At 71.1% G+C, this 26725-nt stretch carries 27 protein-coding genes and 4 tRNA genes; 8 read left to right on the top strand and 23 right to left on the bottom strand.

From position 1 onward, the window contains the following. Nucleotides 1-24: 24 nt before the first annotated feature. Together DEJ31_RS10040 and DEJ31_RS10035 are read right to left on the bottom strand one after the other, a co-directional pair. Nucleotides 25-1134, bottom strand: a complete 1110-nt coding sequence (locus DEJ31_RS10040; protein ID WP_111121780.1) for a Gfo/Idh/MocA family protein — start codon at nt 1132-1134, stop codon at nt 25-27. Continuing rightward, a complete protein-coding gene (locus DEJ31_RS10035; RefSeq protein ID WP_111121779.1) occupies nt 1131-1877 on the bottom strand; it encodes a sugar phosphate isomerase/epimerase in 747 nt (248 codons plus the stop codon). The genes DEJ31_RS10040 and DEJ31_RS10035 overlap by 4 nt, the downstream gene beginning before the upstream one ends. Before the next feature lie 141 nt (nt 1878-2018). Between DEJ31_RS10035 and DEJ31_RS10030 the strand changes: the two genes are divergently transcribed. Continuing rightward, the gene (locus DEJ31_RS10030) at nt 2019-3266 is read left to right on the top strand and encodes an ROK family transcriptional regulator (RefSeq protein WP_111121778.1); all 1248 of its coding nucleotides are present in this window, start codon (nt 2019-2021) and stop codon (nt 3264-3266) included. Nucleotides 3267-3538: 272 nt separating this feature from the next. Continuing rightward, nucleotides 3539-4093: a YqaJ viral recombinase family protein gene (locus tag DEJ31_RS10025; protein WP_110902760.1), complete on the top strand. Its 555-nt coding sequence runs from the start codon at nt 3539-3541 to the stop codon at nt 4091-4093. Here the strand turns inward: DEJ31_RS10025 and DEJ31_RS10020 are convergent. The 6 genes from DEJ31_RS10020 to DEJ31_RS09995 all read right to left on the bottom strand — a co-directional run bounded on the left by DEJ31_RS10020 (nt 4044) and on the right by DEJ31_RS09995 (nt 7828). Beyond that, the gene (locus DEJ31_RS10020) at nt 4044-4694 is read right to left on the bottom strand and encodes a Pr6Pr family membrane protein (protein ID WP_110902640.1); all 651 of its coding nucleotides are present in this window, start codon (nt 4692-4694) and stop codon (nt 4044-4046) included. The two genes, DEJ31_RS10025 and DEJ31_RS10020, sit on opposite strands and share 50 nt — an antisense overlap. Before the next feature lie 135 nt (nt 4695-4829). Continuing rightward, nucleotides 4830-5519, bottom strand: coding sequence for a 50S ribosomal protein L1 (rplA, locus tag DEJ31_RS10015; protein ID WP_110902639.1), 690 nt, complete (start codon nt 5517-5519; stop codon nt 4830-4832). A gap of 80 nt (nt 5520-5599) precedes the next feature. Next, nucleotides 5600-6031, bottom strand: coding sequence for a 50S ribosomal protein L11 (gene rplK, locus DEJ31_RS10010; RefSeq protein ID WP_110824626.1), 432 nt, complete (start codon nt 6029-6031; stop codon nt 5600-5602). A gap of 143 nt (nt 6032-6174) precedes the next feature. Next, complete coding sequence (nusG, locus tag DEJ31_RS10005; RefSeq protein ID WP_110902638.1) at nt 6175-7290, bottom strand: transcription termination/antitermination protein NusG; 1116 nt, start codon at nt 7288-7290, stop codon at nt 6175-6177. Nucleotides 7291-7460: 170 nt separating this feature from the next. Continuing rightward, entirely contained in the window at nt 7461-7736 is a 276-nt protein-coding gene (secE, locus tag DEJ31_RS10000) for a preprotein translocase subunit SecE (protein ID WP_111044383.1), read from the bottom strand. Nucleotides 7737-7755: 19 nt separating this feature from the next. Then, nucleotides 7756-7828, bottom strand: a tRNA-Trp gene (locus tag DEJ31_RS09995). Between the two features lie 152 nt (nt 7829-7980). Here DEJ31_RS09995 and DEJ31_RS09990 point away from each other — a divergent pair. Next, complete coding sequence (locus DEJ31_RS09990) at nt 7981-9225, top strand: pyridoxal phosphate-dependent aminotransferase (protein ID WP_110902636.1); 1245 nt, start codon at nt 7981-7983, stop codon at nt 9223-9225. 186 nt (nt 9226-9411) lie between these two features. Here the strand turns inward: DEJ31_RS09990 and DEJ31_RS09985 are convergent, their stop codons facing one another. From DEJ31_RS09985 to DEJ31_RS09975, 3 genes are read right to left on the bottom strand one after another with little or no spacing between them, the layout of a single operon-like run. Then, the gene (locus DEJ31_RS09985; protein ID WP_110902635.1) at nt 9412-10443 is read right to left on the bottom strand and encodes a UDP-N-acetylmuramate dehydrogenase; all 1032 of its coding nucleotides are present in this window, start codon (nt 10441-10443) and stop codon (nt 9412-9414) included. After that, a complete protein-coding gene (locus DEJ31_RS09980; RefSeq protein WP_110902634.1) occupies nt 10440-10868 on the bottom strand; it encodes a MaoC/PaaZ C-terminal domain-containing protein in 429 nt (142 codons plus the stop codon). The genes DEJ31_RS09985 and DEJ31_RS09980 overlap by 4 nt, the downstream gene beginning before the upstream one ends. Beyond that, nucleotides 10865-11314 carry a MaoC family dehydratase N-terminal domain-containing protein gene (locus tag DEJ31_RS09975; protein ID WP_110902633.1) on the bottom strand — a complete coding sequence of 150 codons (450 nt, stop codon included), beginning with the start codon at nt 11312-11314 and terminating at the stop codon, nt 10865-10867. Before DEJ31_RS09975 ends, DEJ31_RS09980 begins: the two co-directional genes overlap by 4 nt. Nucleotides 11315-11424: 110 nt before the next feature. On the opposite strand from DEJ31_RS09975, the gene DEJ31_RS09970 reads away from it, so the two are divergent. After that, the gene (locus DEJ31_RS09970) at nt 11425-11832 is read left to right on the top strand and encodes a hypothetical protein (protein WP_111121777.1); all 408 of its coding nucleotides are present in this window, start codon (nt 11425-11427) and stop codon (nt 11830-11832) included. Nucleotides 11833-12255: 423 nt separating this feature from the next. Here the strand turns inward: DEJ31_RS09970 and DEJ31_RS09965 are convergent. From DEJ31_RS09965 to DEJ31_RS09945, 5 genes are all read right to left on the bottom strand, one after another. Then, nucleotides 12256-12329 (bottom strand) — tRNA-Met (locus DEJ31_RS09965). 45 nt (nt 12330-12374) lie between these two features. Then, nucleotides 12375-12446, bottom strand: a tRNA-Thr gene (locus DEJ31_RS09960). A gap of 90 nt (nt 12447-12536) precedes the next feature. Next, entirely contained in the window at nt 12537-13754 is a 1218-nt protein-coding gene (locus DEJ31_RS09955; RefSeq protein WP_111044386.1) for a M23 family metallopeptidase, read from the bottom strand. A 181-nt stretch (nt 13755-13935) separates the two neighbouring features. Then, nucleotides 13936-14769, bottom strand: a complete 834-nt coding sequence (locus DEJ31_RS09950) for an inositol monophosphatase family protein (protein ID WP_110902630.1) — start codon at nt 14767-14769, stop codon at nt 13936-13938. 128 nt (nt 14770-14897) lie between these two features. Beyond that, nucleotides 14898-14980, bottom strand: a tRNA-Tyr gene (locus tag DEJ31_RS09945). A gap of 160 nt (nt 14981-15140) precedes the next feature. On the opposite strand from DEJ31_RS09945, the gene DEJ31_RS09940 reads away from it, so the two are divergent. Together DEJ31_RS09940 and cls are read left to right on the top strand one after the other, a co-directional pair. After that, nucleotides 15141-15629 carry a YajQ family cyclic di-GMP-binding protein gene (locus DEJ31_RS09940; protein ID WP_110902629.1) on the top strand — a complete coding sequence of 163 codons (489 nt, stop codon included), beginning with the start codon at nt 15141-15143 and terminating at the stop codon, nt 15627-15629. Between the two features lie 34 nt (nt 15630-15663). Further along, on the top strand, nt 15664-17124 hold the full coding sequence (gene cls / locus DEJ31_RS09935) for a cardiolipin synthase (RefSeq protein WP_110902628.1): 1461 nt from the start codon (nt 15664-15666) through the stop codon (nt 17122-17124). A 45-nt stretch (nt 17125-17169) separates the two neighbouring features. Here the strand turns inward: cls and DEJ31_RS09930 are convergent, their stop codons facing one another. The 4 genes from DEJ31_RS09930 to DEJ31_RS09915 are packed head-to-tail and all read right to left on the bottom strand — an operon-like array spanning nt 17170 to nt 21683. After that, nucleotides 17170-18348 carry a heparan-alpha-glucosaminide N-acetyltransferase domain-containing protein gene (locus DEJ31_RS09930; RefSeq protein ID WP_111121776.1) on the bottom strand — a complete coding sequence of 393 codons (1179 nt, stop codon included), beginning with the start codon at nt 18346-18348 and terminating at the stop codon, nt 17170-17172. Between the two features lie 19 nt (nt 18349-18367). Further along, nucleotides 18368-19744, bottom strand: coding sequence for an FAD-dependent oxidoreductase (locus DEJ31_RS09925; RefSeq protein ID WP_110902626.1), 1377 nt, complete (start codon nt 19742-19744; stop codon nt 18368-18370). 25 nt (nt 19745-19769) lie between these two features. Continuing rightward, complete coding sequence (locus DEJ31_RS09920) at nt 19770-20846, bottom strand: polyprenyl synthetase family protein (protein WP_111044389.1); 1077 nt, start codon at nt 20844-20846, stop codon at nt 19770-19772. A gap of 48 nt (nt 20847-20894) precedes the next feature. Then, on the bottom strand, nt 20895-21683 hold the full coding sequence (locus DEJ31_RS09915; RefSeq protein WP_110902624.1) for a demethylmenaquinone methyltransferase: 789 nt from the start codon (nt 21681-21683) through the stop codon (nt 20895-20897). Between the two features lie 91 nt (nt 21684-21774). On the opposite strand from DEJ31_RS09915, the gene DEJ31_RS09910 reads away from it, so the two are divergent. After that, a complete protein-coding gene (locus DEJ31_RS09910) occupies nt 21775-23034 on the top strand; it encodes an isochorismate synthase MenF (protein ID WP_110902623.1) in 1260 nt (419 codons plus the stop codon). 40 nt (nt 23035-23074) lie between these two features. On the opposite strand, the gene menD is transcribed toward DEJ31_RS09910, so the two are convergent. Together menD and DEJ31_RS09900 are read right to left on the bottom strand one after the other, a co-directional pair. Beyond that, nucleotides 23075-24949, bottom strand: coding sequence for a 2-succinyl-5-enolpyruvyl-6-hydroxy-3-cyclohexene-1-carboxylic-acid synthase (gene menD, locus DEJ31_RS09905; protein WP_111121775.1), 1875 nt, complete (start codon nt 24947-24949; stop codon nt 23075-23077). Then, nucleotides 24864-25235: a PLDc N-terminal domain-containing protein gene (locus tag DEJ31_RS09900; RefSeq protein ID WP_110902621.1), complete on the bottom strand. Its 372-nt coding sequence runs from the start codon at nt 25233-25235 to the stop codon at nt 24864-24866. Before DEJ31_RS09900 ends, menD begins: the two co-directional genes overlap by 86 nt. Nucleotides 25236-25317: 82 nt before the next feature. On the opposite strand from DEJ31_RS09900, the gene DEJ31_RS09895 reads away from it, so the two are divergent. Next, nucleotides 25318-25614, top strand: a complete 297-nt coding sequence (locus tag DEJ31_RS09895) for a DUF4229 domain-containing protein (protein WP_111121774.1) — start codon at nt 25318-25320, stop codon at nt 25612-25614. Between the two features lie 48 nt (nt 25615-25662). Here DEJ31_RS09895 and DEJ31_RS09890 read toward each other — a convergent pair whose 3' ends face one another. Beyond that, nucleotides 25663-26667 (bottom strand): 1,4-dihydroxy-2-naphthoate polyprenyltransferase, encoded by a 1005-nt coding sequence (locus DEJ31_RS09890; protein WP_110902619.1) that lies wholly within the window; start codon nt 26665-26667, stop codon nt 25663-25665. Nucleotides 26668-26725: the final 58 nt, after the last annotated feature.

Genomic DNA, 26725 nt, shown 5'->3' with positions numbered 1-26725 from the left:
CAGGGTCCGGCCGGCTGGACCTGGTCAGGCCAGGGTCTGCTCCGCGGGGTCCCAACCCTCGGGGAGGGTCGGGGAGGGTGCGACCGTGCTCTCGACGAGCACGGTCTCACCACGTTCGGCGGCCTCGGCGATGGAGACCATCACGTCGAGGACGTGGAAGGCGAGGGCACCGGGGACCCGGTTCTCCTCACCAGCGCGGAGGGAGCGAGCCAGGTCGACCACGCCCGTCCCCCGCGAGTAGGTGGACCCGACAGCGGGGATCGTCTCGGGCTCGTCGGCGCCGAGCGCGTACAGCTCGGTGTCGCCGTCGAAGTTGTTCGGGTCGGGGAACACGACCGTACCGGTCTCGCCCGCGATCTCGACGAAGCCGGTGCGGCCGCGGTCGGACTCGAACGAGAAGACGCTCTGGGCGCTGCCGCCGTTCTCGAACTGGATCAGTGCCGAGTGGTTCGTCGGGACGTCGACCGGGAACTCGGTGCCGGCCTTCGGGCCCGAGCCGATCGTGCGGGTCGCGCGGGACTTCGATGCGGTGGCGGTGACCTTCGCGACGGGTCCGAACGCCTGCACGAGGGTCGTGATGTAGTACGGGCCGATGTCGAACAGCGGGCCGGCGCCGTAGGCGAAGAGGAACTCGGGGCTCGGGTGCCAGGACTCCGGGCCGGGGCTCTGGAACAGGGTGAGCCCGTTCAGCGGCTTCCCGATGCGACCGTCCCGGATGGTCCGGAGCGCGGTCTGCAGTCCGGCACCGAGGAACGTGTCGGGGGCAACGCTGACCGTCTTGCCTGCGGCGAGCGCGGCGTCGCGCAGCTGCGCCGCACTCTGTCGGTCGAGCGCGTAGGGCTTCTCGCCCCACACGTGCTTGCCGGCGGCCAGGGCCTGCAGGGCGACCTCGACGTGCGCGGCCGGGATCGTGAGGTTCACGACGATCTCGATGTCGTCGATCGCCAGCAGCTCGTCGACCGTGCCGGAGCCCGCCACGCCCCACTTCTCGGCCTGCGACGCTGCGCGGGGCAGGTCGATGTCAGCGATGAAGAGGACCTCGACGTCGGGGAAGACGGTCAGGTTGGACAGGTACTGGTCCGAGATGACGCCGGCGCCGATCACGCCGACGCCGACGCGTCCCGCGGCGCTCATGCGTGTGCTCCGGCGAGGAAGGCGTACGAGTCGCGCACAGCCTGCACGACGTCGCCGTCGTGGTCGTCGAGCTCGATGACCTGCTGGGCGTCGGGTGCGGCGGCGACGATGTCGCGCACCGGCATGATCCCCTTGCCGACCGCAACCTGCTGCTTGTCGTCGTGCGAGCCGTCGCCGTCCTTGACGTGCAGGAAGCGGACCTGGTCACCGAGCCGGCCGAGGACGGCCACGGGGTCGTCACCGCCGACCTTCGCCCAGTAGGTGTCGAGCTCGAGGACGACGGCGTCGGAGAGTGCCCCGGCGAAGACCTCGAAGGCGCTCGTGCCGTCGATGCGGTTCGAGAACTCGAACGCGTGGTTGTGGTACCCGAGCGCCAGGCCGTGGTCGGCGGCGCGCGGGGCGAGGTCGTTGAACTGTCGGGCGATGGCCTCGACGTCCTCGCGGGTGGTCCAGCGGGCTTCGTCGACGTGCGGGTCGATCAGGGTGCCGAGCCCGACGGTGACACTCGCGCCGAGGATGCGCTCGAGTTCCTGCTGGTCTGCGTCCAGCAGACGTGCGTGCCCGCTGGGCGCGGTCAGACCGGCCTGCTGCAGAGCGGCCGCGTACTCGTCGGCACGCTCCACGAAGCCGAAGAGTTCGACGTTCGTGAAACCGATGTCGGCGATCGTCGCCAGGGTTCCGGGGAGGTCCGTCGTCAGTGCGTCACGCACCGTGTAGAGCTGGACCGAGAGCGGTTGGGGCACCAGGTGTTCTCCTCATCGAGATGTGGTCTTCGCTGACCGCTCGTCACACTATGGGCCCTTTTGTCGGCGGTCAAGCAAAAGTTCGGAGAAGTTCGACGACCTTCGTTGCGTGGCTCGGAGGATGTGTGGTTCACTCCGAGCATGGTCGACTTGACTCGGACGGCAACGACGCCGCCGGTCGGGGCCAGTGAGCTCTTCCAGATCCTGCGAGACGGCGTCCCGCGGACCCGTGGTGAACTCGCTGCCCTCACCGGGATGGCGCGCTCGACCATCGGCGTGCGCATCGACGCACTCGTCGACGTCGGACTCGTCGGTGCCGTCGACACCGCCGCCTCCACCGGCGGACGTCCCCCCGCACAGATCGCCCTGCGCCCCGCCGCCCGGCTCGTCGTCGCCGCGGACCTCGGCGCCTCGCACGGTCGCGTGGCCGTGACCGACCTCGTCGGCACGCAGCTCGCCAGCCGTGACGCTCGGATCGACATCGCCGCCGGTCCCGTCCCCACCCTCGAGTGGCTGGTCGGCGTCGTGGACGAGCTCCTCGACTCGGTCGGCCGCGTCCGCGACGACGTCATCGCGTTCGGCATCGGCCTGCCCGGCCCCGTCGAGTTCTCCACCGGACGTCCCGCGAACCCGCCGATCATGCCCGGCTGGGACGGCTTCGACGTCCCCGGATGGCTCCGCCAGCACGTCCGTGCCCACGTGCTCGTCGACAACGACGTGAACATCGCCGCGCTCGGGGAACGCGCGCACGGCTGGCCGGACCTCGACCACCTGCTCTTCGTCAAGGTCGCCACCGGCATCGGGTCCGGCATCGTGTCGGAGGGCCGGCTCCAGCGTGGCGCGCAGGGCACCGCAGGTGACATCGGGCACGTCCGTGTCTCCCGTGCGGGCGACGTCCCGTGCCACTGCGGCAACACCGGTTGCCTGGAGGCCGTCGCCTCCGGCCCGGCGATCGCCCGGTCGCTCCGCGCGAAGGGGCACGACGTCCACACCAGCGCGGACGTCGTCGACCTCGTCGCACGGTCCGACCTCGACGCGATCGGGGCGGTCCGCCAGGCGGGCCGCGACATCGGCGAGGTCCTCGCCACCTGCGTCTCGTTGATCAACCCGTCCGTCATCGCCCTCGGCGGCTCGATCACCCAGGCCGGGGAGCACCTGCTCGCCGGCGTCCGGGAGGTCGTCTACTCCCGCTCGATGCCGCTCGCCACCGAACACCTCGTGATCGCACAGTCCCGCGCCGGGTCGATCGCCGCGCTGCAGGGTGCCGCAGCCCTCGCCATCGCGTACGCACTCTCCCCCGCGGGCGTCGACGAGTTGGTCACCCTGGCCGAGGGGCGGCAACTGACCGAGGGCCGGCACCCCGCCGAGGGGCGGCAGCTGGTCTCCTGACCGGCACCGTCCGACCGCGTGCCGGTTTCGCCCCTGCCGGTGGTCGGGTGGACAATCGTGGGGTGACGATCGTGCAGCCCACTCTCTGGGGCGACCTGGATGACGGGTGGGAGGCCCAGCCCGGCTCCGGCACGTCGGCAGGCTCCGACACGTCGGCAGGCTCCGACACGTCGGCAGGCTCCGGCACGTCGTCCGGCGGGCGGTCCGCCGGCACTGCTCGACCCGCCCGCGCGCACGACACCTTCACGGCTCTCCGCGGACACACCGAGCGGATCGTCGCACACTCCTCGGACCGCGTCGCCTGGCTCCGCGCCCGCGCCATGGGCATCACGGCGACCGACGTCGCCCGCCTCGCCTCGCTGCGTGCCGTCGATGCGGTCGTCGCCGACAAGCGGTACGGCTCCCGGTTCGCCGGGAACGTCTACACCGAGCACGGCAAGGAACGCGAACCCGTGATCGCCTCGTGGGTCGCCGCGACGCACGGCATCCAGCCTTCCGCACACCTATTCCACGCGGCGACGAACCGGGCACACCTGGCGACGCCGGACGGCGTCGGCCTGGACCGCGACGGACGCCTGCTCCTCGCCGAGATCAAGACGACCGCGAACGGGTTCACCCGGGTCCCCCGACACTACATGCGGCAGGTCTGGTGGCAGCAGTACGTGCTCGGCGCGGACCGGACGCTGTTCGTGTGGGAGAAGCACGACGACTTCGTGCCGGTCGCCGACGAGCCCGAGTGCCGGTGGATCGACCGCGACGACGACGCGATCCGGGGTCTCATCGCCCTCGCGGACCTGGTGCTCGACCGACTGCGGGACGCTCGCTGACCGGGATCAGCCGCAGTCTGGACAGCGCGACGACGATCAGCCCCATCAGGCCGATGAACACCGCGACGCCCAGGCAGTACAGCGCGACGACGCCGTAGCCGGACTCCGGGTCGAGGAACGGGTACGGCACCCAGCCGTCGGTCGCACCGCGGCTGACGACCACGACCAGCCAGACCGCCGGGTAGACCAGGAAGCACCAGACGTCGCGGAAGGCCAGGCGGCTGCGGTCGGAGAACAGCAGCCAGTCCAGCACGACGTACAGCGGGATCCACCGGTGCAGGACGTCGTTCGACCAGGACGCCCCCACGGCCTGTCCGACCTGGGCGAGCAGGGTGTTGTAGACCAGGCCAGTCGTCGCGATGTACACCGTGGCCGCACCACGGAAGAGGTCCAGGCGGCGGCCTGCCTCGCGGCGGCGGATCACTGCCACCACGGTGAGGACCAAGACGACGGCGACCAGGATGTTCGACTGGTTCGTGAAGTACCCGAAGAAGTTCCAGAACACGAACCCGTTCTGGAGCGCCCGCTGCAGGTCGTCCACGATGGCGGCGACGATGGCGATCACGGCAGCGAGCCGCAGGGGGTTCACGAGGATCCGCACGGGCCCACGGTACTGGTCCGTCGACTCGTCCGGAAACGACGAACGGCCCGCACCGGAGTGCGGGCCGTTCGTGTGGTGCTGTGGTGCTGTTCTGCTGTTCTGCTGCGGGTCAGGACGATCCGCCGCTGACCAGGATCAGAAGACGTTGACGTCCAGCGGGATGCCCGGGCCGAAGGTCGTCGAGACGGCGCCCTTCATGATGTAGCGGCCCTTGGCGGCGCTCGGCTTGAGACGGACGATCTCGTCCAGCGCGGTGGTGATGTTCTCGTCGAGCTGCTCCGGCGTGAACGAGGCCTTGCCGACGACGAAGTGCACGTTGGAGTGCTTGTCGACGCGGAACTCGATCTTGCCGCCCTTGATGTCGTTCACGGCCTGGGCCACGTTCGGCGTCACGGTGCCGGTCTTCGGGTTCGGCATGAGGCCGCGCGGGCCGAGCACCTTGCCGAGACGACCGACCTTGCCCATCAGCTCCGGGGTGGAGACCGCGGAGTCGAACGAGGTGTAGCCCTCGGCGACCTTCGCGATGAGCTCGTCGCCACCGACCTCGTCGGCGCCGGCGGCGATGGCGGCCTCAGCGGCTGCACCCGTCGCGAAGACGATGACGCGGGCGGTCTTGCCGGTGCCGTGCGGGAGGATGACGGTGCCGCGCACCATCTGGTCCGCCTTGCGCGGGTCCACGCCGAGCTTCAGTGCGACCTCGACGGTGGAGTCGGTCTTCGCAGAGCCGGTCTCCTTCGCCAGGGCGACTGCCTCGGTCGGGGTGTAGAACTTGTCGGCCTCGATCTTCGCGGCCGCGGCGCGGTACGCCTTGGACTTCTTCGCCATGGTGGTCTCCTTGCGAGATACGTGGTTGGCGAGCCGGCGCGGCTCTCCCACGGTGAGTACTGGGGTGTGGAGGGTGAGGCTCAGGCCTCGACCGTGATGCCCATCGAACGAGCGGTACCGGCGATGATCTTCGTCGCCTGCTCGATGTCGTTGGCGTTCAGGTCTGCCTGCTTGGTCTCGGCGATCTGACGGATCTGGTCCGCCGTGATGCGTCCGGCCTTCACCGTGTGCGGCGTCGCGGAACCCTTGTTCACACCCGCGGCCTTCTTGATGAGTTCGGCGGCCGGCGGGGTCTTGAGGATGAACGTGAACGAACGGTCCTCGTAGACGGTGATCTCCACCGGGATGACGTTGCCGCGCTGCGACTCGGTCTGGGCGTTGTACGCCTTGCAGAACTCCATGATGTTCACGCCGTGCTGACCGAGCGCCGGACCGATCGGCGGTGCCGGGTTGGCGGCGCCCGCGTTGATCTGCAGCTTGATCAGGCCCGTGACCTTCTTCTTCGGTGCCATGTTTCGCTTTCCTCCTGGGATCGAACGCACGGGGATCCGTGCACTCTCCCGCGTCTCCGGCGGTTCCGGATCGCGGTGACGGACCCGCAGCGCACCAGGCGCGCGGACCCAAACTCGAACAGTCTAGTGGATGGTGTCCAGCTCTAGAGCTTGGTCACCTGGTCGAAGCTGAGCTCGACCGGCGTCTCGCGCTCGAAGAGCGAGACGAGCACGGTGAGCTTGCCGCTCTCCGGCTTGATCTCGGAGATCGACCCCGGCAGACCCGCGAACGAGCCTTCCTTGATGGTGATCGTCTCGCCGACCTCGAAGTCGACCTCAGCCTGGGGCTGCGCCTGTGCGGCACCGCCACCCTTCGCGCCACCCTTGGTCGGGGCGGTCTCGGCGACCTGGACGAGGGACTTCAGCATGCCGAAGGCCTCGTCGAAGCGGAGCGGGGTCGGGTTGTGGGCGTTGCCGACGAAGCCGGTCACACCGGGGGTGTGACGGACGACCGACCACGAGTCCTCGTCGAGGTCCATGCGGACGAGCACGTAGCCGGGGATCCGGACGCGGGTGACCAGCTTGCGCTGCCCGTTCTTGATCTCGACGACGTCCTCCATCGGGACCTCAGCCTGGTAGATGTAGTCCTCCATCGACATCGAGACCATGCGGTTCTCGATGTTCGCCTTCACGCGGCGCTCGAAGCCCGCGTAGGAGTGGATGACGTACCACTTGCCCGGCTTCATCCGCAGTTCGGCCTTGAACGCCTCGTACGGGTCGACCTCGGACTCTTCTTCGTCGTCCTCGGCCGTGATCGTGACCTCGGCGTCAGGGGCGACGTCGACCTCGGACTCCGGGGCGATCGCTCCGAGGGCGTCCGCGGACTCCTCGGCAGCGATGGTCTCGTTCGCCTCGGCGGCGGTCTCGTCCTCGAGTTCGGACTCTTCTTCGTCCTCGACGGCCTCGACGGCGGCTTCGGCCTCGTCAGCGGTGTCGATCTCGAGCGCGTCGTCGACGACCGCGTCGGCCTCGGGGTCACGCGACTCGGCGAGGGCGGCGAGCGTCTCGTCGAGCTCGGCGGCGACCGTGCCGTCGTCCGGCTCGTCACTCAGACCGAGGGACTCGTCGTCCTCGTCCTCGACCGAGATCGCGCGCTCCTCGGCGGAGTCGATCGAACGGAGTTCGCTCGTCTCGACGTCGCCTTCCTGGTTCTCCTCGACCTCGGAAGACTGCTCGGCAGCGGTCGCGAGGTCGATGTCGTCGCGGGAGTAGTCAGACACAGTCGGTTCTTTCCGTTCGATGGTGCGGATCGGGTTGGCGCTCGCGTCCCGGGCGGGGAACGGGTCGCCGTCTCCGGGAGACCGTACCCCGAGGAGGACCGGAGCGGTCGGACCTGCGGACAGGCCGGGCGCGCCAGGAGTGCAACGCGCCGGGGTTCATGCCGGCTGGGTCAGGCCGTGGGGCCGTTGCCGAACACGTAACCGACGCCGAGACCGAACACGAAGTCGAGGACCGACACGAGGATCATCATCACGACGACGAACACGAGCACGACACCCGTGTAGCTGAAGAGTTCCTTGCGGGTCGGTGTGACGACCTTGCGCAGTTCGCCGAAGACCTGGCGGATGAACAGTGCGATCGCGGCGAACGGGCCGCGGCGCTGTGCGCGGTCGACCTTTGCCTGGGCGACGACGTCGTCGGTCGTCTCCACGTCTTTGCTCGCCACTTCAACCCTTCCCGATGTGCAGGGCGGACAGGACTTGAACCTGCAACCTGCGGTTTTGGAGACCGCTGCTCTACCAATTGAGCCACCGCCCTTCGGAACGTCCACCCGTGCGGGATCCGGTCGTTCCAGGGAGAAGAAGTCCGATTTCCACAGACTTCAACCGCCGCAGAACAGTGTACGGGAGTCGCGACGGCGGTGTCCACTTGACGGATGCTCCGGCGCGGCGCGTCGGTAGGCTGAACCCGTGAGCACCGACGCCGCCAGCCCTCAGCCCACCGACAGCCCCGACACCAGCACACGGCCCCGTATCGCCTCCCGGATCGCCGCCATCGCCGAGTCCGCCACCCTCAAGGTCGATGCCAAGGCCAAGGCGCTGAAGGCCTCCGGTCGCCCGGTGATCTCCTTCGCCGCCGGCGAGCCGGACTTCGCCACTCCGGCACACGTCGTCGACGCGGCCGTCGCGGCGGCGCAGGACCCGGCGAACCACCGGTACACGCCGGCCACGGGCCTCCCGGACCTCAAGCGCGCCGTCGCCGACAAGACCGCGCGGGAGTCCGGCATCGCCGTCGACCCGTCGCAGGTCGTCGTGACGAACGGCGGCAAGCAGGCCGTCTACCAGGCGTTCCAGACCGTGGTCGACGCCGGCGACGAGGTCCTGCTGCCGGCGCCGTACTGGACCACCTACCCCGAGGCCGTGCGGCTCGCCGGCGGTGTCCCGGTCGACGTCTTCGCCGGCAGCGACCAGGGCTACCTGGTCACCGTCGAGCAGCTCGAGGCGGCGCGGACCCCGCGCACGAAGGCGCTGCTCTTCTGCTCCCCCTCGAACCCGACCGGCGCCGTCTACTCGGCTGAGCAGACCCGCGCCATCGGCGAGTGGGCGCTGGAGCACGGCATCTGGGTGATCAGCGACGAGATCTACCAGGACCTCGTCTACGACGGCATCACGTTCTCCGGGGTGCTCGAGCAGGTCCCGGCCCTCGCGGACACGACCATCCTGGTCAACGGCGTCGCCAAGACGTACGCCATGACCGGCTGGCGGGTCGGGTGGATGATCGGCCCGTCCGACGCGATCAAGGCCGCGTCGAACCTCCAGTCCCACCTGTCGTCGAACGTCTCGAACATCTCGCAGCGGGCCGCGATCGCGGCGTTGAACGGCCCGCAGGAGCCCGTCATCGCGATGCGCGAGGCCTTCGACCGCCGTCGGAAGGCGATCGTCGCGGGCCTCAACGCGATCCCGGGCTTCGTGACGCCGGAGCCGCAGGGCGCCTTCTACGTCTACCCGGACGTCACCGCGCTCCTCGGTCGCGAGTGGGCCGGCAGCACGCCGACCACGACCCTCGAACTCGCCGACCTGATCCTCGAGCACGCCGAGGTCGCGGTCGTCCCCGGTGAGGCGTTCGGTCCCTCCGGCTACCTGCGGCTGTCGTACGCACTGGGCGACGACGACATCGCCGAGGGCGTCGCGCGGCTGGCTCGCTTCTTCGGCTGACCTCAGCGCGATCACACCCCGCCCGTCGCGCCCCGCTTCGCACATCGCGCCCCGTCGAGACGGGGCGCGATGTCGTTCACGGGGCGCGATGTCGTTCACGGGGCGAGACCACCGAGCACGGGGCGCAGTGGCCGGGCACGACGGGGCGGGATCACCGGGCGCGGTGCGGCGTCGGCGCGCCGGATGTCAGGCGAACAGGTCGCCGACCACGACCGGCTCCGGGACGAGCGTCACCCCGAAGCGGTTCGCCACGGTCAGCTGCACGTACCGCGCGAGCTCGGCGACCTGGGCCGCCGTCGCTCCCCCACGGTTCGTCAGCGCCAGGGTGTGCTTCGAGGAGATCGCCGCTCGGGACCCCGGCACGCCGTACCCACGGTGGATCCCGGCGTGCTCGATGAGCCACGCTGCGCTGAGCTTCACGTCGTCGCCGGCCGGCCAGCGCGGTGCGTCGGCGGGCATCGTCTCGGCGAACCCGGCCGAAACGATCGGGTTGGTGAAGAAGGACCCGGCGCTCCAGGTGTCCGGGTCGGCGTCGTCGAGCACCATGCCCTTCGACCCGCGGAGCCGCAACACCTCGGCGCGGACGTCGGCGGGGGCGACGCGGCTGCCGAGCTCGACGCCCAGGGACCCGGCGAGCTGGGCGTACCGCACGGGCACGCCGTCGTCGGTGGCCGTGCCGAGCCGGAACTCGACCGTCAGGACGACGCCGCGGCGCCCGTGCTTCAGCGTGCTCGTGCGGTAGCCGAGCGCCAGCTCGGACGCGGGGACCCAGGACCGCTCCCCGGTCTCGGCGTCCAGGAAGTCGACCGCGGTGAGCACGTCGGACAGCTCGACCCCGTAGGCGCCGATGTTCTGCACGGGGGCGGCGCCGACCGTGCCCGGGATGCCGCTGAGGGCCTCCAGGCCGGTCCACCCGCGCTCGACGGTCGTCGCGATGAACGCGTCCCACGGCTCCCCCGCCGCGACGCGGACGGTGACCCCGTCGTCGTCGGACTCGGCGCTGACCCCGCGGGTGCGGACCACGACGACGGTGCCGGGGAAGCCCTGGTCGGCGACCAGCAGGTTGCTGCCGCCACCGAGGACCAGCCAGTCGTCCTCGTCCGACCACGCCTCGACGACGTGGGCGACGAGGTCGTCGGTCGTGTCCGCGACCAGGAGGCGGCCGGCCGGGCCGCCGACGCGGAGGGTGGTCAGCTCGGCGAGCGTCGTGTCCGTCACGGTCGGCGGAACGCCACCGTGACCTGAGCCTTGCCGAGCACGGTCTGCCCGGCGGCGGTCACGGTGAGGTCGATGCGCAGCGGTCGGCCCTGCTCGTCGAGTGTGCCGACCTTGGCGACGACACCGACGTCGGCCCCGTCGGTCGGGTCCACGACGACGGGACGGGTGAAGCGGACGCCGTACGAGGCGACCCAGCCGCGGTCGCCGAGCCACTCGGCGACCGGCTGGACAGCCGAGCCCATCGTGAGCATGCCGTGCGCCAGGACACCGGGCAGGCCGACCGACGCGGCGACGTCGTCACGGTAGTGGATCGGGTTGAAGTCGCCGGAGGCGCCGGCGTACCGGACGAGCGAGTCGCGCGTGAGGTGCACCTGTCGCTCCGCGACGACGGTGCCGACCTGCAGGTCGGAGGCGGTGTCGGTCATGCGTCATCTCCTCGGACGACGAGGGTGGACGTGGCGGTGACGACGTGCTCGCCGTCGGCGTCGACGACCGTCGACTCGGCGGTGACCATCGCGTTGCCGCCGAGGGTCTTGACGCTCGTCACGGCCAAGGTGGCGGTCAGCTCGTCACCGGCGACGATCGGGCGTGCGTAGGCGAACCGCTGCTCACCGTGCACGACGCGGGAGAAGTCGATGCCGGCGTCCGGCTCGGCGAGGAGCTGAGCGAGCGTGGCTTCCTGCACGACGACCGCGAAGGTCGCCGGTGCGACGACGTCGGCGTGCCCGGCGGCTCGGGCAGCTGCGGGGTCGGAGTGGATCGGGTTCGTCGCGAACACGGCGCGGGAGAACTCGCGCACCTTCTCGCGACCGACCAGGTACGGCGGGGCCGGCGGGAACGTCCTGCCGACGAGCTCGGGGTTCACTGACACCGCAGCAGTCTACCGAGGCCCTCGCACGCCCGGACATACATGAGTTTGCATCGGTTAAGCTGCCGAGGCGTTGGTCGGGGGACGACCGAGCGGACCCGCGGGGAGTGGCGATGGAGACGACGACCGAGTACACGGTGCTCGAACACCACCGGTGCACCGCGGTGGATCTCATCGACGCCGCCCTGCGCGCGCACGGGCACCACGTCGTCACCGAGAGCGGACGCCTCGTCGTCGTCGCCGGAGACCGGATCGCGACGGCGTTGTTCGGCGCGTTCGTCCGTCCCGCACGGCAGTACCGGCGGTACGAGGTCGCCCTGTCCGCGACGCCGGGCCACGCGGTGCTCACCCTGCGCCACGCGGGCCACGGAGCGGCCGTCGCGGGCGGCATGATCGGCGCGAAGCGGCGTCGGGAGGCCTGGCACCACGTCACGGCCCTCGTCGAGACCACCCTGCACGGCGGTGGGGTCCTGCTGCACCGGACCGACCGCGTCGACGTGTCGGGCACCTCGCTGCGCTGAGGCAGCGGCTGGCGGCGGCGCGCCCCGACGCAGACGCGAAAGCAACAAATGTGCGCGGTGAGACGGCGGAGATCTGTCCGTTTCGCGCCCCGATCCCACCAGACCGTGACGGGGCACCCCCACCGCTGGCCGGTGGCGGCGGGCCCCGACGCGGACGCCAGAGCGACAGATGCGCGGGGTCGGACGGCGCAGGTCTGTCGGTTTCGCGCCCGGTGCCGGTCGCGCCCCGGCACCGGTCCCGGCCGCGCCGCGGTTCGGCCCCGGTCCCGCCAGACAGCGGCCGGACGGGAGGCGCGGGACGGGTCCTCGGGGAGCGGCCGACCGCGCAGGACGGGGCGGGAACGACGAAGGCCCGGCGCTGCTGCGCCGGGCCTTGCCGTCTTCACGTCGTTCCCGCTGGCGACACCTGTTCGACCAGCGCGGTAGCGAGGGCGGGACTTGAACCCGCGACACCACGATTATGAGCCGTGTGCTCTAACCAACTGAGCTACCCCGCCATGGATCCGCAGTGATCACCGCGAAGTGACGACACTGCGAGTCAGAGCCCCGAGTCAGGATTGAACTGACGACCCCTTCCTTACCATGGAAGTGCTCTACCACTGAGCTATCGGGGCGAGTACCGCGAGCGGCACCACACGAGGATAGCAGACCCGCGACGGTGGTCCGGAACCGACCGTGACGCCCGGGCGTGCCGTCCCTGAGGGCTAGTTCGCGTTCGCCCGGAGCCAGGCCAGCGGGTCCACCGGGACACCGTCGATGCGGATCTCGAGGTGCAGGTGCGGCCCGGTCGAGTTGCCCGAGCTGCCGACCAGGCCGACGGTCTGGCCGACCTTCACCTGCTCGCCCTGCACGACCTGGAACGAGTTGTCGAGCATGTGCCCGTAGACGCTGACGAACTGCTTGCCGTCGACGTCGTGCTCGACCCAGACGTCGTTGCCGAAGCCGCCGTCGTTCGCCTGCACCTTGATGACGGTCCCGTCGGCCACGGCTCCGATCGCGGTGCCGGCACCGGGGGCGAAGTCGACGCCCTGGTGGAACGTCGAGCAGAACGAGCACCCGGCGACCTGCCGGCCACCGAAACCCGAGGAGATCGGCACACCGACCGGGAACGGCCACTGGATCGTGCCGTTCGCGTCGTTCGTGAACGTCGAGGAGTCGGTCGCCGTGCCGGCCGCCGGGGTGACGCTCCGCTGCGCTTCGGACACGGTGTACGCGTCACGGTCCACCGGACCTTCGACGGCGTCACCGACGGACAGCGACTGTGCGTCCTGCACTGAGGCGCGGACGGTCGCGGCGCCCGGCTGCGGGACGTAGAGGGCCTGTGCCGGCAGCGAAGTCGAGACCACGAGACCAGCGGTGAAGAGCAACGCGCCGACGACCGTCACGCGGGACGCCGTCCGACGGAAGGACACCCCGGAGGCCCGGGTCGCACGACCGGTAGCGGGAACGGTGCGGGCGATGTGCCGCGTGGCACGGTCCACCCGAGGGCCGTCGGCGATCACCGGGACGGTCGGGGCGGCGGAGCGGGCCGCCTTCGGGGTCGCGCTGCGTGTGGCCTGCTTCGTCACCGGGGCCCGACGGGCAGAGGCGCGACGAGTGGCACGCGGCACCGGAGCGCGCTCGGCGAGCGGCGCGACGACCGGCGAGGACGGCGCCGGCGGCGTCAGCGGTGCGGCGCTCGAGGCGGGGAGGACCGGCGACGAGGGGGCCGGCGGCGTCGCGGGGCCGGAGCTGACGGGCGCCGGACGAGCCGCGTCACGGGAGGTTCCGGCAGCCGAACGGTCGACGTCCGACCGACGGCGGGACGTCTTCGCGGCGGCACGTTCGGCTTCGATCCGAGCTCGTCTCGTCAGGTGCACGGACGGGACCGCCCCGGGGGCGGTGCGGTCGATGGTCGTGGGCGTCTGCGAGGAGTCGAGCATGCGTTCGGTGATGATCCTGAGTTCGAGGCACGGGCGCTCGTCGGTAACGAGCAGGTAACGGGACTCATGAACGCTAGCAAAGGACCCCGGTCCTCGCCAGTCGCCTGCACGCCTGTGCATGCCCCCCAGAGCGGGTGTCGAGCACGGGGACGTCAGCCGGTGCGTCAGCGCGTGGCCGGACTCAGGACCCCAGGACGTCGTCCTCGAGCGTGCGGACCAGGGTGGCGAGGTCCTCGACGATGCTCGGCGCGGCGAAGAGGAAGGACCGCGTGTCGCCGACCTCCCACGTCCGGACGTCCGCTCCGGCAGCGGCGGCCACGATCGAACCGGCTGCCATGTCCCACGGGTTGATGCCCCGCTCGTAGTAGGCGTCGACCGTGCCGACCGCCACGGCGCAGCAGTCCAGCGCGGCTGCTCCGGCGCGGCGGACGTCGCGCACCTCGGTGATGAGTCCGGCGAGGACGGCCGCCTGCTCCCACCGACGCTCGGCCGTGTACCCGAAGCCCGTGGCGACGAGCGTCTCGGCCAGGGACTCCGGCGTGGCGACCGCGATCGGCCGTCCGTCCAGGCTCGCCGCTCCCCCGGCGACCGCGCGGTACACCTGCCCGGTGGCCGGGGCGATGACGACACCGGCGACGGGCTCCCACATCGCCGGGTCGGGCACGCCGCGGACGACGCCGATGCTCACGGCGTAGACGGGGCTGCCGTAGAGGTAGTTGACGGTGCCGTCGATGGGGTCGACCACCCAGGTGAGGCCGGAGGTGCCGGAGGCGGCGCCGGACTCCTCGCCGAAGAAGGCGTCGTCGGGGCGTGCTTCGGCGATGCGTCGGCGGATCAGCGCCTCGACCTCGCGGTCGGCAGCGGTCACGACGTCCGCGATGCTCGACTTGCGGTCCGCGACCTCGACCCCTTCGGCGCGGCGCTGCGCGGCGAGCGCGGCGGCTTCGCGGGCGATCGCCTCCGCCAGGTCGGCGAGGGCATCAGGAGCAGCGGACACGACCGAGGGGTTCGACATACCCCGATCCTGCCCCACCGCAGCTCTGCCGCGGCCCCGGCTCCGCGAGAGCACCGGCAGCAACGCGAATGGCCCCGTCCGGAGACGGGGCCATTCCGACGAGCCGACAGAGGACTGCGGCTGACACGTGGCGAGTGAGGGATTCGAACCCCCGGAGGCATACGCCGGCTGATTTACAGTCAGATCCCTTTGGCCGCTTGGGTAACTCGCCATGTGCGCACCCGGCCCGTGTCGTCACCGACCGAAGGCGCGGTGAAGAGCATAGCCGATGTTCGGAGGTGGTCGCGACCACGGCCGGGCGGAAGACACTCGCACCGGGCCGGGTCGGGCCTCCGGCACGGGGCGGCGTGGCGCCCGATAGGCTGGACGGTATGGCAGACAGCTCCTTCGACGTGGTCAGCAAGGTCGACAAGATGGAGGCGGAGAACGCCCTCAACCAGGCGGCGAAGGAGATCGAGCAGCGGTACGACTTCAAGGGTGTCGGTGCATCCGTCGCGTTCAGCGGCGAGGACGTCCTCATCAAGGCCTCGACCGAGGAGCGCGCCCTGGCCGTCCTCGACGTGCTGCAGACGAAGGCGATCAAGCGCGGCATCAGCCTGAAGAGCCTGGACGCCGGCGAGCCGTTCCCCTCGGGCAAGGAGTTCCGCATCGAGGTGAAGTTCAAGAACGGCATCGAGCAGGACATCGCGAAGAAGATCGGTGCGGTCATCCGTGCCGAGGCGCCGAAGACCGTGAAGAGCCAGGTGCAGGGCGACGAGCTGCGGGTCTCCTCGAAGAGCCGTGACGACCTGCAACAGACCATCCAGCTGCTCAAGGGCCAGGAGTTCGACGTCCCCCTGCAGTTCATCAACTTCCGCTGACCGCGCTCCCCCGCGCAGAGACAGGCCCGACACCGTGGAGCACTGGCTCGTCGTTGCGCTGATCATCGTCCTGGTCCTGTTGGACCTGGCGATCCGCGCCTTCTCACTCGTCATCGTCCCGATCAACCGGAAGCCGCAGACGGCGACGGGCTGGTTGCTGGCGATCTTCCTCATCCCCTACATCGGGTTCGTCGTGTTCCTCCTGCTCGGGTCCTCGAAGCTCCCCCGGGCCCGCCGCGAGAAGCAGACCGAGATCAACCGCTACATCCTCGAGCAGACCGAGGGCATCGAGCGGGTGCGCCGCGACCACCCGTGGCCGACGTGGCTCGAGAGCATCACGAAGTTGAACCGGCAGCTCGGGTCCATGCCGCTGGTCGGCGGCAACCAGGCCGAGCTGTACCCGCACTACGACGACGCGTTCGCGGAGATGACGCACGCCGTCGACGCCGCGCGACGATTCGTGCACGTGGAGTTCTACATCGCGTCCCTCGACGACACCACCCGGCCGTTCTTCGAGTCGCTGGCACGTGCACAGGCACGTGGCGTGACGGTCCGGTTCCTCATGGACCACTGGGCGAGCAAGAGCTACCCGTACTTCAAGGACACCCTGGCGTTCCTCGACGCGGCGGGCATCGAGTGGCACCTGATGCTGCCGCTGCTGCCGCTGGAAGGGAAGTTCCAGCGTCCCGACCTCCGCAACCACCGGAAGATCCTGGTCGTCGACGGGTCTGTGGCGTTCACGGGGTCGCAGAACCTCATCGACCGTTCGTACGACACCAAGGCCAACATCGAGCGCGGGCTGCGGTGGCGCGACCTGTTCGCCCGGTTCGAGGGCCCCGTCGTCGCGGGCATCAACGCCCTGTTCGTCACCGACTGGTACAGCGAGACCGACGAGCTGCTGCTCCGCGAGAGCGACCCCGTGCACCGGGCGGACCGGCAGGACTCCCTGGACTGCCAGGTCGTGCCGTCCGGGCCGGGCTTCGACGGTGAGAACAACCTGCGCCTGTTCAACGCCCTGCTGTACTCGGCGCAGAAGCGGGTGTCGATCACGTCGCCGTACTTCGTCCCGGACGACTCGATGCTCTACGCGATCACGACGACCGCGCAGCGCGGGGTCGAGGTCGAGCTGTTCGTCGGTGAGATCGGCGACCACGCGATGACGTGGCACGCCCAGCGCTCCTACTACGAGGGGCTGCTCCGGGCGGGCGTGCGGATCTGGCTGTACCGTGCGCCGACCGTGCTGCACGCCAAGCACTTCACGATCGACGACGACGTCGCGGTGATCGGGTCGAGCAACATGGACATGCGCTCGTTCACCCTGAACCTCGAGATCTCGGTGATGGTGCGCGGGAAGTCCTTCGTGGACGCGCTGCGGGACGTCCAGGACGACTACCGCGCCGCCAGCCGCGAGCTGACGCTCGACGAGTGGCTCACCCGACCGCGTCGGTCGCGGGTGTTCGACAACGTGGCGCGGTTGACGGCAGCGTTGCAGTAGCGGTCGGCCGGGAGGCCCGCCCCACGCCCGCCCCGTCGCCACCGGTCAGCTGGTGGGCGCGGGCACCGCCGAGGCGATCCTCGCGGTCAGGCGTTCGAGCGGCCCCCGTCCGAGGAACCGTCGCCACACCATCGCGAACAGCACCGCGCCGACCACGAACCCCCACCAGGTCGAGGGTCCCTGCGGCATGTCGGGCCACAGGGCGATGACGACGAGGTGCAGCGCGTAGACGGTCAGCGGCATCGACCCCACCGCCGCCAGGGGGAACGCGATCCGGGTGACGAACGGCCCGTGCCCGTCGACGAGCAGCCGGCACAGGGCGATCACGGCGACGGCGACGGCAGCGGTGCCGGCCACGTCCACGATCGACGACGAATGGTCAAGTGGTGAGAGGAACACCTGCGCGAACGTCTGACCGGCGTCGGAGCCGGACGGCACGAAGGGCACGCCGGGGAAGGCGTACGTCGTGTCGGACGGGATCGGTGCAGTGGCGTTCCCGATGAGGTACGCCGCGGCCGCGACCACGATGCCGGACACGAGGAGCAGGACCTGCCGCATCGAGTCTCCCCCCACCAGCACGGCCCAGGCGCCGCTGGCGTGTCGCCCGGGAGTCGGCGGTGCGGACCCGGGTCGGGACCGCGCGACGGCGAGCCCGACCAGCACGTACGTGGCGAAGGTGACGACGGGGTAGACCAGCCCGAGCTGGACGCCGAACATGCCCGCCTCGGCGTAGAGCGGCAGGATCGCCAGCGCGACCGGTGCGGCTGCGACCGCGCAGGCCACGGCGAGCAGGAGCAGTGCCCACGGCCGCCAGCGGAGCACGGGCAGGGCCAGCAGGAACAGGGCGCCGTAGGTGGGCAGCACCACGTACACCGGCGTCTGCAGTGTCATCAGCAGCAGCCCGACGACGACCACCACGACCGCGCGGAGTGCCAGGCGTGCCCGGACCCGACCGATGTCGGGCGGCCCGGGCGGTCGGTCACGGCCGCTGACGAGTCCGATCGACACCCCGGCGAGCACCGCGAAGAGCGCGGCGGACCGGCCGTTCACCACGGCGCCGAAGCTCGTCGGGTCCGCCCAGTCGACGTTCTCGGCGACGTCACCGACGTGCGCGGCCATCATCCCGAAGAGGGCGAGGGACCGGGCCACGTCGACCCCGACGAGCCGGCCGGACGATGCAACGCCCGGCACCCCGCGTCGGGGTACCGGGCGCAGCGTGGTCATGCTCGGACCTGCGAGGCGTTCAGGCCTGCGAGTCGGCGCGGGAGCGGCGCAGCGAGACGTCGATCATCTCGTCGCGGGGCACGACCTTGACGCGCGCACGGCCCTCGGCCTCGCCGAGTGCGATCTCGTGCTGGTCGAGGGCGTGCCACCCGTCGAGGTCGGTGAATTCGACGCCGCGTTCGCGGAGCAGTGCCGGGATCGCCTCTTCCGAGGGGTCCTCCGGGCTCCACCAGGTGCCCTGGTCGGTGACGACGTGCTGCACGGTCTCCATCGCGTCGGACTTGGTGTGCCCGATCAAGCCGACGGGTCCGCGCTTGATCCACCCGGTGGCGTAGACGCCCGGGATGCGGTTGCCGTCGGTGTCGAGGACCTGACCCTCGTGGTTCGGGATGATCCCGTAGCGCTCGTCGAACGGCACGCCGGGCAGGGGTGACCCGACGTAGCCGACCGCGCGGTAGAGGGCCTGGATCGGGATCTCGCGGATCTCACCCGTGCCCTCGACGCCGCCCTGGCCGTCCGGACGGGTGCGCTCGTACCGGATGGCGCGGAGCGCACCGTCGTCGTCACCGAGCAGTTCGAGCGGCTTGGCGTAGAAGTGCAGGTGCAGGCGACGGCTGGCGGTGCCGACCTCGCGCGTGCGCCACTGCTGCAGCACGCGGTCGATGACGGTGACCTGCTTGTTCGTGGCGATCGCGAGCTTCGAGGCCTCGTCGTGGTCGAAGTCCTCGTCGTACACGACCATGTCGACGTCGCGCAGTTCGCCGAGTTCACGCAGCTCCAGCGGCGTGAACTTCACCTGCGCCGGTCCACGGCGTCCGAAGACGTGGACGTCGGTGACCGGCGAGGCCTTGAGGCCCTCGTACACGTTCGCCGGGATCTCGGTCGGCAGCAGGTCGTCGGCGTGCTTCGCCAGGATGCGGGACACGTCGAGCGCGACGTTGCCGTTGCCGATGACCGCGACGCTCTCGGCCGTGAGCGGCCAGGTGCGGGGGACGTCGGGGTGCCCGTCGAACCAGCTGACGAAGTCGGCGGCGCCGTAGGAGCCGTCGAGGTCGATGCCGGGGATGTCCAGGTCGGCGTCCTTGATCGCGCCGGTCGAGAACACGACCGCGTTGTAGTGACGCTTCAGGTCCTCGAGCGTGATGTCCTCGCCGAAGCGGACGTTGCCGAAGATCCGGATGTCACCGCGGTCCAGGACGTCGCGGAGGGCGTTGATGATCCCCTTGATGCGGGGGTGGTCGGGCGCGACGCCGTAGCGCACCAGACCGTACGGGGCCGGGAGCTGCTCGAACAGGTCGATCGAGACGTCGAAGCCGCGTGCCTCCCGCAGGAGGATGTCCGCGGCGTAGATGCCGGCCGGACCGGCGCCGACGATGGCGAGTCGGAGGGTGGGCACTGATCGGTCTCCAGTTTCGTTCGGGTCAGCGGCTGCGGTCGACGACCGTCTCCGCGAACCGGGTGAGGGCTCGTTTGACGGTGCCGTCCGGCAGGGGCGCCAGGGCGGCGACCGCTTCGTCGGCCCAGTTCGCGGCCAAGGAACGGGTCGCCAGGGTCGCGTCGTGCGCGCGGAGCTCGGCGACGGCGCTCTGGTACGCGTCCGAGTGGACAGCGTCGTCGGGTGCGTCGCGGACGTCCCGCTCGATGCGGGCGAGGAGGGCCGCAGCACCCTCGTCGGTGGCGGCACGACGACGGAGCTGCAGCAGGGGCAACGTGTCCACGCCGGCACGGAGGTCGTTCCCGGCGATCTTGCCGGTCTTGTCCTTCGCCGGTGCCAGGTCGATGACGTCGTCGACGAGCTGGAAGGCGACGCCGACCTTCTCGCCGAAGGTGCCGACGGCCTCGAGCAGGGATCGGTCGGCACCGGAGAACATCACGCCGGCACGGGCGGCGGTGGCGATGAGGGACCCCGTCTTGTCGCTGAGCACCTGGATGTAGTGCTCGACCGGGTCGTCCTCCGGCTGCGGGCCGGTCGTCTCGTGGAGCTGACCCATGCAGAGGCGCTGGAAGGTCTCCGCCTGCATCCGGATGCCCTCCGGCCCCAGGTCCGCGGTGATGAGCGAGGCGCGGGCGAAGAGCAGGTCCCCCGTGAGGATCGCGATGTTGTTGCCGTAGGTGACGTGGGCGGCCGGGACACCGCGGCGCACCGGTGCCTCGTCCATCACGTCGTCGTGGTAAAGCGAGGCCAGGTGCGTCATCTCGACGCTGACCGCGGCCTTCACCACGTGGTCGGTCACACCGTCGCCGAGTTGCGCGATGAGCAGCGTCAGGGTCGGACGGATGCGCTTGCCGCCCGCGGCGAGCAGGTACCGGCTGGTGGTGTCGGCCAGGGTGTCGGCGGAGCGCATGGCGTCCTCGAGCCCCTGCTCGACGTGTTCGAGCCCGTCGTCGACCGCGGCGATGAAACGACGGTCGGCCGGGGTGGCGAACAGACGCTCGCCGATGCCCAGGGACGCTCGGAGACTCGGTGCGCGTCGGGCGACCGGGACACTCGGGTTCAACTGCTGCTCCGTACTCGCGGGGTGGCGGTGGGGACCTGGGCCGCGGGCCTAGGCCTCGGGCTCCACGCGGGGCTGCTCACCCGTGGGCTGGTGCTCGCGACGTGCCTTCGCACGGCGGGCGGCGGACTCGCGCACGCTGCCCTCGACTGGCTTGCGGCCACGGTGCAGGGCGACGATGCCGGCGGTCAGGTTGCGGTGCGCGACCATCGTGAAGCCGACACCGCGGAGCCACTGGCTGAGGACCTGCTGGTCCGGCCAGGCCTCGATCGACTCGGCGAGGTAGCGGTAGGCGGCCGGGTTGCTGCTCGAGAGCCTGGCGATGCCCGGCAGGACGCGCTTGAGGTACGTGTTGTAGCCGAAGCGCAGTGCGGCGAACGGCGGCGTGGAGAACTCGCAGATGACGAGACGGCCGCCGGGCTTGAGGACCCGCAGCATCTCGGTCAGGGCCTGCATCGGGTCGTTCACGTTGCGCAGCCCGAACGAGATCGTGACCGCGTCGAACGACTCGTCCGAGAAGGGCAGGTGCTCGGCGTCGCCCTCGACGAAGGTGATCTCGGGGTGGCGTTCGCGGCCGACCGCGATCATGCCGGACGACAGGTCGAGGGCGGTGACCTCCGCGCCCTTCTTCGCCAGGGCCGCGGAACTGGTCCCGGTGCCGGCGGCGAGGTCGAGCACACGCTCGCCCGGCTGGGGGTCGACGGCCTTGACCGTCGCGACGCGCCACAGCGGTGCGTTGCCCGCCGACAGGATGTCGTTGGTCAGGTCGTACTTCGCTGCGACGTCGTCGAACATGGCCGCCACTTCGTCCGGCCGCTTGTGCATGTCCGCTCTGCTCACCCGGTCATCCTAGAGGCCGCGGCCCGACGCTTCCCGGTAGGCGTGCAGGAGCGGGACAGCCCGGGCGCGCCCTGACGCGTAGCATCGGTCCGTGACCCGTCCCACCACAGCGGTCCAGCCGCTCACGGTCTCGACCCGCATCCTCGACGACCCGGGAGCCGTGCTCCGCCACACCCTCGCCGGAGCGCCGTTGGCCTTCGTGCGGGGCGGTGACGGGATCGTCGGGATCGGCGAGGCCATGCGCTTCGAGTTCTCCGGCCCGACCCGGATGCGCGACGCCTCCGCCCGGTGGCGGCAGATCGTCGCCGCCGCGGTGGTCGACGACCCGGTGCGGCTCCGCGGCAGCGGACTGGTGGCGTTCGGGACGTTCGCGTTCGCTGATGACTCGAGCGCGACGAGTGTCCTCATCGTGCCGCGGGTCGTGGTCGGCCGGCGGCGGGGTCGGGCGTGGATCACCGCGGTCGACACCACCGACGCCCCGGCTCCCCTGCCGTTCACGAGCACCTCGGTCCCGGTCCCCCGCGTCGGCCCGCACGTCTCCGTCGCACTCCGGCCCGGCGCGGTCGACGAGGACGCCTACGCCGCCTCGGTCGCCGCCGCGGTCACCGCGATCACGGCCGGGCGCGCGCAGAAGGTGGTCCTGGCCCGCGACCTGGTCGGCAGCCTGCCGCCCGGCGCCGACCGCCGTGCCGTGCTGCTCGACCTGGCCGCCGCCTACCCGACTTGCGTGACCTTCGCCGTCGACGGGCTCATCGGGGCCACTCCCGAGACGCTCGCCCGGACCGAGGGGCGCACCCTCACCGCCCGGGTCCTGGCCGGCAGCGCTGCACGGGGTGTGGACGCCGAGAGCGACCGGGTCGCCGCCGAGACCCTCGCCGCGAGCACGAAGGACCTCGAGGAGCACGCGTTCGCGATCTCGAGCCTGGTCGCCTCGCTGCGGCCGATCGCAGCCGACCTCCGGGTGGACCCCGAGCCGTTCCGCCTGCAGCTGCCGAACGTGTGGCACCTCGCCAGCGACGTCGAGGCCGTCCTGCCCGCCGGTGTGACCGCACTCGACGTCGCCGACGTGCTGCACCCGACCGCGGCCGTCGCCGGGACCCCCACCGACGTCGCGGTGCGGCTCGTCGCCGAGCTGGAGGGTGTGGACCGCGGACGCTACGCCGGTCCCGTCGGCTGGCTCGGCGCCTCCGGGGACGGTGAGTGGATGCTCGCACTCCGCAGCGCACAGATCGAGGACGACGGCACCGTCCGCGCGTGGGCCGGGGCCGGGATCGTCGCGGGCTCCGAGCCGGCTCGGGAGGTCGCGGAGACGCGGCTGAAGTTCCGACCGATCGTCGACGCCCTGGCCTGACAGCGGCACCGGCACCGGCACCGGCCGGAGCCCTCGCCGGTCAGTCGGCCAGCGGCACCTCGATGACCACGCGCTCGGCGGGGTCGGTGAGGACCCGTTCCAGGTCGCCCCAGGTCTCGGCGCGGCGGTACTCCCAGCCGAGGCCCGTCACGACGCGTTCGACGTCGACGTGCTGCGGCGTCGTCATCATCCGCCGCATGTCCTCGGGTGCGGTCGTCGCCGCCACCTCGAGTCCGCGGAAGATCGCACCACCGCCGTCGTTGCCGACGACGACCTGCAGCCGCGGGCGCGCCTCCTCGGTCCCGGTGACGAGTCCGCCGAGGTCGTGCAGGAACGTGAGGTCCCCCACCACGACCCGGGTGGTGCCGACGGCGCCGGACTCGGCCTCGAGCGCCGTCGCGATGCCGAGTGCCGTCGAGATCGTGCCGTCGATGCCCGCCAGCCCGCGGTTGGCGTGCACGCGGATCTTCTTGCCCGCGACGGTCGTGTCTGCGACCCGGATGATCTGCGAGGCACCGAACACCAGACGGTCGTGCGGCCAGGTGGCGCCCCACACCGCCTCGGCGAGCATCGCACGGTCGACGGGCCGACGGCGGAGCGCGACCTCGTCCTTCAGGAACCGGTTCCGCTCGGCGCGGTCCTCGGACCGCTTCGCGTCGAGGTCCGGTCCGGCGTCGCCCTCGCCGAGCAGCGAGCGGCTCGCCGCGACCCAGCGGCCGACCCACGCACGGTGCGCCGGCCCGGTCCGCCCGGTGACGCGGACGTCCGAGACGACCTGCGTGGCGGCGTCCGGCCGGGAGGCCCGTGCCGGGTCGTACACGTCGGCTCCGGCACCGCGGACCACGACCGTCTCGACGTCGGCGCGCTGCAGGAGCGCCGGGACCTCCCGACTGAGGGTCGGGTGGCCGAGGACGACCGCACGCCGCACCCGGCCGCCGAAGGCGTCGTCCCGGAGCAACTCGCGGTAGGCGGCTGCCAGGTTCCGGCCGAACCGGGCGCCGCTCGACACCTCGGCCAGGAGCGGCGCACCGAGTTCCCACGCGATCCGCTCGGCGTCTGCGCCGGCGTCGTGTCCGGCGATCACCACGGTCGCGGGGTCGTCGTCGGGGGCGAGCTCCGCGACCGGCAGCGGGGTGGTCGTCCGCCGGGTCGCGTACGCGCGGTCCACCTGGTCGTCGGGCACGCCGTCGACCCGGTCGAGACCGGCGCTGAGCGGTTCGCGGAAGGCGAGGTCGAGCTGCACCGGACCGGGTTGCCCGGTGTGCCCCGCAGCGGCAGCGACGGCTTCGCGCACCAGACCGCGGACGGTGGCGCGGACGTCGTCGTCGACACCGTGCGCGCTCGGTGCCTGGACGTCGCGGACGAACGACACGGCCGGCCCGAAGACCCCGGGCTGCACGGTGGTCTGGTTGCTGCCGATGCCGCGCAGTTCGGCCGGGCGGTCGGCGGAGACGACGATCATCGGCACACCCGAGTGGTGCGCCTCGAGCACGGCGGGGTGGAGGTTCACGACCGCTGTCCCCGAGGTCGTGACGACCGCGGCGGGCCGCCCGGACTCGACGGCCAGGCCGAGTGCGAAGAACCCGGCGGTCCGCTCGTCGAGGCGGACGTGCACCGTGATGCCACCGGCGCGTTCGAGGGCGGCCGCAGCGAGGGCCAGGGCCTGCGACCGCGACCCCGGACTGACCACGACGTCGGTCACACCGGCGCGGGCCAGTTCCTGCAGGAAGGCGAGGGCGAAGTCCGTCGCGGGACTGCCGGAACTGCCGGAGCCCGGCCGCCCATCAGCGACTGCGCCGTCAGCGGCCGCGCCGTCAGCGATCGCGCCGTCAGCGATCGGGGCGGCCGTCGTCGTCGCCGTCGTGGAACTGTTCTTCGAGGGATCGGAGGGTCGCGTCGTCCTGGTCCTTGTCATCGCTCTTCCGCCCGGGAGGCTTCGTGCCACCGAGGAAGTCGGGGTCGTCTTCGGGACCACGGTACCCGGCACCACCGCCGCCGTTGCCTCGCTGAGCCACGGCCGGGGTCCGGCCGAGCAGGAACCACAGCACGCCGCCGAGGACGGGCAGCACGACGACCAACAGGACCCAGATGCCCTTGCGCAGGGACCGGACGCGGGTCCGCGGCATGGTGGCGCAGTCGATCAGGGCGAACACCGTGAACGCCACGGCGGCGACGACGATGACGAGCCACAACCTGACCATCTTCGAAGTCTAGGTCGGGAGGCTGTGACCGTCCTGGCCTTCGTCCGGCCGCCGTGGAGACCGGCGTCCGTACACTTGCAGGGTGAAAGCGTGGCTCGTCTACTCCGTGGCTCGGCTCGGCATCTTCGTCGTGGCACTCGTCGTGCTGCTCGTGATCGGGCTGCCCTGGTACTGGGCGGCGATCGGGGGGGCGCTCATCGGCCTGCTCGTCTCGTACATCGCGCTCCCGGGGTTGCGCGGGGACGTGACGACCACCATCGCCGAGCGCCGTGCCCGTCCCGAGCGCGATGCGGACAGCGACTTCGAGGACGACTTCGTCGACACCGCCGACGCGACCGACACCGACGTCACGCTCCGGAAGCACCCCGACGAGGCCTGACCGACAGCGCCCGGCCGACGGTGGCCGGCCGACAGCGCTCGCGCGCAGCTACGGCTGGACGGCGAGCGTGATGCCGAGCACCACGCCGTACGCCAGCGCCGAGAACGACGACAGCTGCAGGGCCGTGATGAGTTCGCGCGGCTTCCGCGACGTCACCCCGATCACCAGCGCCGGTAACGCGAGCAGCAGCGAGAAGTACGTGAAGCCGGACCGGAAGTACAGCAGCACGAACCAGACCAGCACGACGTAGGGCAGCAGCAGGAAGAGCGCGAAGAGCACCCGCGCCACCGGCCCGCCGACCACGACGGCGAGCGTGCGCTTGCCGGCCGCGGTGTCCTCGTCGATGTCGCGGATGTTGTTCACCATGAGCACCGCGCACGCGAACAGGCCGGCAGCCACGGCCGCTGCCCAGCCGCTGAGGGTCGCCTGCCCGATCAACACGTACTGGGTGCCGAGGACCGCGACGAGTCCGAAGAACACGAAGACGAAGACCTCGCCCAGGGCGTTGTACCCGTAGGGCTTCTTGCCGCCGGTGTAGAACCAGGCGGCGACGATCGCGGCCGCGCCCACGAGCAGGAGCCACCAGAGCTGGGTGAGCGCCACGATGACGATGCCGGCGACCGCGGCGAGCCCGAAGAACGCCAGCGCGACGGCGAGCACGGTGTGGGGCTTCGCCAGGCCCGCTCCGGTCAGCCGGGCGGGGCCGACGCGGAACTCGTCCGTGCCGCGCACCCCGTCGGAGTAGTCGTTGCTGTAGTTCACGCCGATCTGCAGGAACAGCGCGACGGCGAGCGCGAGCAGGGCGATCGCCAGGTGTGCGTCCGTACCGAGGAAGGCGCCGAAGTCACCGGTCGCCTTGCTGTCGACGTAGGCCACTGCGGTGCCGAGCACCACGGGCACGACGCCGAGGGTCAGGGTCCGCAGACGCGCCCCGCCGATCCAGTCGCGCGCCGTCGCCCGCCGGGCAGTGCGCTGCGGGGCAGCGGCCTTCGCCGGGTTGCCGGACCGGCCCTTCGGACGTGTCGTGTTCTTCGCTCGTGCCACGACCGCCAATCGTACCGGCGTGTGACGTGCCGCCCGCGCGGGCCGGCCGCCGGGTGGGTGTCAGGGC

Origin of the sequence: Curtobacterium sp. MCPF17_031, assembly GCF_003234035.1 — a bacterium.
GTDB lineage: Bacteria > Actinomycetota > Actinomycetes > Actinomycetales > Microbacteriaceae > Curtobacterium.
This window is presented reverse-complemented; position numbering and strand designations above follow the sequence as displayed.

Bases quoted from the DNA above. Each gene is read 5' to 3' on its own strand.
- DEJ31_RS10040 (WP_111121780.1), bottom strand. From the start codon at position 1,134: ATGAGCGCCGCGGGACGCGTCGGCGTCGGCGTGATCGGCGCCGGCGTC.
- DEJ31_RS10030 (WP_111121778.1), top strand. From the start codon at position 2,019: ATGGTCGACTTGACTCGGACGGCAACGACGCCGCCGGTCGGGGCCAGT.
- rplA (WP_110902639.1), bottom strand. From the start codon at position 5,519: ATGGCGAAGAAGTCCAAGGCGTACCGCGCCGCGGCCGCGAAGATCGAG.
- rplK (WP_110824626.1), bottom strand. From the start codon at position 6,031: ATGGCACCGAAGAAGAAGGTCACGGGCCTGATCAAGCTGCAGATCAAC.
- DEJ31_RS09980 (WP_110902634.1), bottom strand. From the start codon at position 10,868: ATGACCGACACCGCCTCCGACCTGCAGGTCGGCACCGTCGTCGCGGAG.
- DEJ31_RS09970 (WP_111121777.1), top strand. From the start codon at position 11,425: ATGGAGACGACGACCGAGTACACGGTGCTCGAACACCACCGGTGCACC.
- DEJ31_RS09955 (WP_111044386.1), bottom strand. From the start codon at position 13,754: ATGCTCGACTCCTCGCAGACGCCCACGACCATCGACCGCACCGCCCCC.
- DEJ31_RS09950 (WP_110902630.1), bottom strand. From the start codon at position 14,769: ATGTCGAACCCCTCGGTCGTGTCCGCTGCTCCTGATGCCCTCGCCGAC.
- DEJ31_RS09940 (WP_110902629.1), top strand. From the start codon at position 15,141: ATGGCAGACAGCTCCTTCGACGTGGTCAGCAAGGTCGACAAGATGGAG.
- DEJ31_RS09930 (WP_111121776.1), bottom strand. From the start codon at position 18,348: ATGACCACGCTGCGCCCGGTACCCCGACGCGGGGTGCCGGGCGTTGCA.
- menD (WP_111121775.1), bottom strand. From the start codon at position 24,949: ATGACAAGGACCAGGACGACGCGACCCTCCGATCCCTCGAAGAACAGT.
- DEJ31_RS09900 (WP_110902621.1), bottom strand. From the start codon at position 25,235: ATGGTCAGGTTGTGGCTCGTCATCGTCGTCGCCGCCGTGGCGTTCACG.